Consider the following 3,524-nt stretch of genomic DNA (forward strand, 5'->3'; position numbering starts at 1 on the left):
TCGAACAATCATTATTGTTCGACCTTCTATGTTCAAGCGATCATGCCGCTATGTACACAGGAACAGGATGTGATCATATTTTGGCGGATCCAATACCAACCGAGCTGTTTGCCTTGGCCATGCGTCAGGACGCCGTTACGTTCGCACATGGCATGCGCGTAGGAATGCATGCCAGGGAAATGGCCAAAGCGCTGGGGATGTCCAAAGAAGAGGAAAATCATTTCACGATGGCGTGTTGCTTACACGATATCGGAAAAGTGCTTCTCCCGCACGAACTGCTTGCGAAGAAGCTACCTCTCGAAGCGGACGAGATGGCGCTCATTCGAGAGCATCCCGTATTAGGCGCCGAGTTGTTGACAAGTGTATTAGGTAGTCGTGCTCCTGATTTACTTACCATTGTTCGGTCTCATCACGAACGTTGGGATGGAACCGGTTATCCGGATGGTTTATATGGCACGGCAATTCCAAAATGGGCGCGAATGTGCGCGGTACTTGACTCCTATGACGCGATGACCAGGCAACGTTCTTATAACCGCGTGAAGACGGACGCCCAAGCTCGAGACGAGCTATGGAGACAACGTGGAAGGCAATTCGACAGCTACTTCGTCGAACTTTTCCTGGATATGTCGCCAAGCTCCATTACAACGACATAGCAATACAGAACAACGATTTGAAAAGGCGGGATAGGAATGAAATCAACTACTGCTTACGCACTTCAACCGGGACAAACGCTTGCCGTTCCGGTATTAAATCAAAACGGCATTATTATGTTAGGCGCAGGCACCCGGTTAACAGAGAAATATATCGAACGGCTGCTCCACATGAAAATCAAGGAAGTTTACGTCGAGGAAGATGTCTCTGCACAAGTCGAGATTGAAAAATCGAACCTCCTGAACTCGGCTCTAATTCCATACGATCAGCATATGCACGAACAAAGTCGGCTCGACTCCAAGGCTTTCGTGGAGGAGTCGATGTCGGAGTTGAAAACCAATTCGACATTACGCAGGAGGGTGTCCGTGCCCGTGCTTGGCGATCGATTTTTTCGCATCTATCAAAGCATCATTGGTGAGTTGGCCAAAGTTGAGTTCGTTAAGGACAGCCTGGCGTTAATGCACCGGAAAGATCCCTCACTGCTAGAACATGCACTAAACGTAGCGACGTTGTCTGCTATTATCGGATTCGCAAATAAATACAGCGAAAAGAGATTATACGAACTGACCGCCGCCGCATTGCTGTACGATATCGGAATGGTCAGTCTTCCCAAAGGGCTATTGACCAAAAGGGGCAAACTTACGGTTATAGAGAGAAAAAGAATCGAAAACCATACCATCGAAGGTTATCGAATGCTCATCAACCGGACCGATATTCCAGATACGGCGGCTATTTGCGCCTTGCAGCATCACGAACGTTACGACGGATCAGGGTATCCTTACCGGAGCAAATACCCCGATATCCATGAGTTTGCCGAGATCGTGGCGATCGCGGACATCTACGATGCACTGGTATCGGAGCGACACCATCGGCATTCCTACGCGCGCGGTAACGCCATTGAATATCTACTGGGATCCGGCAACAGATTGTTTAATCTATCTCTTGTTAAATTGTTCGTTGGCCACATATCCATTTATCCAATCGGCAGCAAAGTATTGCTCAACAGCGGCCAGGTGGCGGTCATTACATCTGTGGACTCCTCCTTTGTTCAACGTCCGATTGTAAGAATCATTCGAGAAAGCGATGGCAGCAGGGTCACCTCTCCTTACGAAATAGATTTGAAGGTTCAGCTTGAAATGGTGATCGTGAATGCAATCGTGTGAAGATGACAGATAACAGGTAACGACAAAAGACCGTTCCGAAATGGAACGGTCGTTTTCTCAAGCTGTCATTAATCACGTTGATGAATCCGGTCATGTTCGGCGGCTCAGCCGCCATGGGATAATAACCTTTAGGCCTGAAGCTTTGCGTCCCTGTCTTTCGAACGGGTTTGCCAGTCTCGTATGAGTGGTCTGTACACCAGGATCATTATACCTACAAAAAGAGAAACATACAAGACTTTAGTAGGAAAGACTAAAGGATCATATGAGCAAAATTACCTTTATTGCCCGAATCCAAGCAGAATGGGCTGGCGCAAAATGCCGCTATCCGTGAACTCGAGGGCAGCAACTCGGCAAGGGAACGGCGCGCCGAGCCAGAGAACGTCGGATTTGCGCATGCCCGGAGTCAGCTTCTCGAACGGGCAATTGCCGGGATGCTGCTCGGCGAACTGCGCCAGCAGCGACTTGGATGCTTGGTCAAGTCCCGACACGTGGCCGATGTAGCGGCCCTCGTAGCTGAGTACCAGGCTGGCGATGACGCCGTTGTTGCGCTTCAATCCGACGACATTGGCGACTAACCGAATTTCTTTTCGTCTCTTGAACCAATCCTCGTGATGTTTGCCTACAGCGTACAGGCTGTCGAGGCGCTTCGAGACGACGCCTTCCCATCCCTTCTCGATAACCCATTCCCATAAAGCATTGCCGTCCGTATACAACTCCGAAACGAACAGCCGCTTCTGCGGGGCTGAGAATTTGGCCGAGAGTCTGGCGAACCGTTCCCTGAGCGTCAGCTCCCGAAGGTCCTTGCCATCCGCATGAAGAAGATCGAAGAGCACGTAGATCATATTTTCCTTATTGTACCGGGAACGTCCCATCAGCTTGCCTCGCTGAAAGTTCGGTCTGTTTCCGTCGAAATACACAATTTCGCCATCCAGCAGGCATGGACCGATCCGCAGCGGCTCGAGCAACGCGATGATTTCCGGGAAAATCTCGTTTTTGAGTTGGAGCCGTTTCGAGAAAAGCTTGACGCCGCCTATCCCGTCCAATTTGGCCAATGTACGAACTCCATCCCATTTCAACTGGTATACCCATTCTGGTCCTTCGGGGATGATGGGTGAAACGATAGGCGACATGGGCACCTTGGGGAGAGGAATGTCGCTTAGTGTCACGAAGCGGTTCCTTTTTTAGCTTTGTCCGCCGCCTTCGTTTTGCTTTTTGTTTTAACGGGTTTGTCCGTCGCCTTGCCGGAATCTGCAGGAATCTTGACGGCATCAAGACTTGCCTGCAAAGCAGCCATGAGATCGACGACATTGCTGCCTTTGTCAGCAGGAGCGGCTACGATATCCAGGCTCTCGCCGCTAATTTTGTGTTCGATTGCCTCCAGCAGGGCGGCGCGGTAATCATCCGTGTATTTGTCCGGCGCAAAAGGTTCTGAAAGTTGCTCGATAAGAAGCTTGGCGATTTGCAGCTCTTTCTCGTTAACTGAAGTCGACTCGGGCAGATTAGGGACGTTCGCGATCGGCCTTATTTCGTCCGGGAAGTGCATCGTCTCCAGGCAAAGACAGTTGTCCACGACTCGGATGGCGGCCAGACTGCTTTTGCTCCGAATGGAGATTTTGGCAATGCCGATCTTACCGGTCTGTTTTATGGCTTCCAGCAGCAAGCCGTAGGCGCTGCCTCCCGCCATATCGGGCGCAAGATAATACGGCTTGG

Annotated in this window: 4 protein-coding genes and 1 riboswitch; of the genes, 2 read left to right on the forward strand and 2 right to left on the reverse strand. The window is 50.6% G+C overall.

Features of this window, described 5'->3' with window-relative positions; all coding sequences use genetic code 11:
* Positions 1 to 653: HD-GYP domain-containing protein (locus PAT3040_RS22080; RefSeq protein WP_108994409.1), on the forward strand; the 653-nt coding region annotated here is incomplete at its 5' end.
* Between the two features lie 36 nt (positions 654 to 689).
* On the forward strand, positions 690 to 1,814 hold the full coding sequence (locus PAT3040_RS22085) for an HD-GYP domain-containing protein (protein ID WP_108994410.1): 1,125 nt from the start codon (positions 690 to 692) through the stop codon (positions 1,812 to 1,814).
* A 95-nt stretch (positions 1,815 to 1,909) separates the two neighbouring features.
* Positions 1,910 to 1,996, reverse strand: a riboswitch (cyclic di-GMP riboswitch).
* A 96-nt stretch (positions 1,997 to 2,092) separates the two neighbouring features.
* Here the strand turns inward: PAT3040_RS22085 and PAT3040_RS22090 are convergent.
* On the reverse strand, positions 2,093 to 2,980 hold the full coding sequence (locus PAT3040_RS22090) for an ATP-dependent DNA ligase (protein WP_108994411.1): 888 nt from the start codon (positions 2,978 to 2,980) through the stop codon (positions 2,093 to 2,095).
* Positions 2,977 to 3,524 (reverse strand): non-homologous end joining protein Ku (ku, locus tag PAT3040_RS38895; protein ID WP_305778787.1); only part of this gene is annotated, 548 nt, incomplete at its 5' end. The genes ku and PAT3040_RS22090, both read right to left, overlap by 4 nt.

Source organism: Paenibacillus agaridevorans, from assembly GCF_003112455.1.
Lineage (GTDB): Bacteria > Bacillota > Bacilli > Paenibacillales > Paenibacillaceae > Pristimantibacillus > Pristimantibacillus agaridevorans.

What these genes read in the sequence shown, in the direction of transcription:
- PAT3040_RS22085 (WP_108994410.1), top strand. Translation starts at nt 690, where the DNA reads ATGAAATCAACTACTGCTTACGCACTTCAACCGGGACAAACGCTTGCC.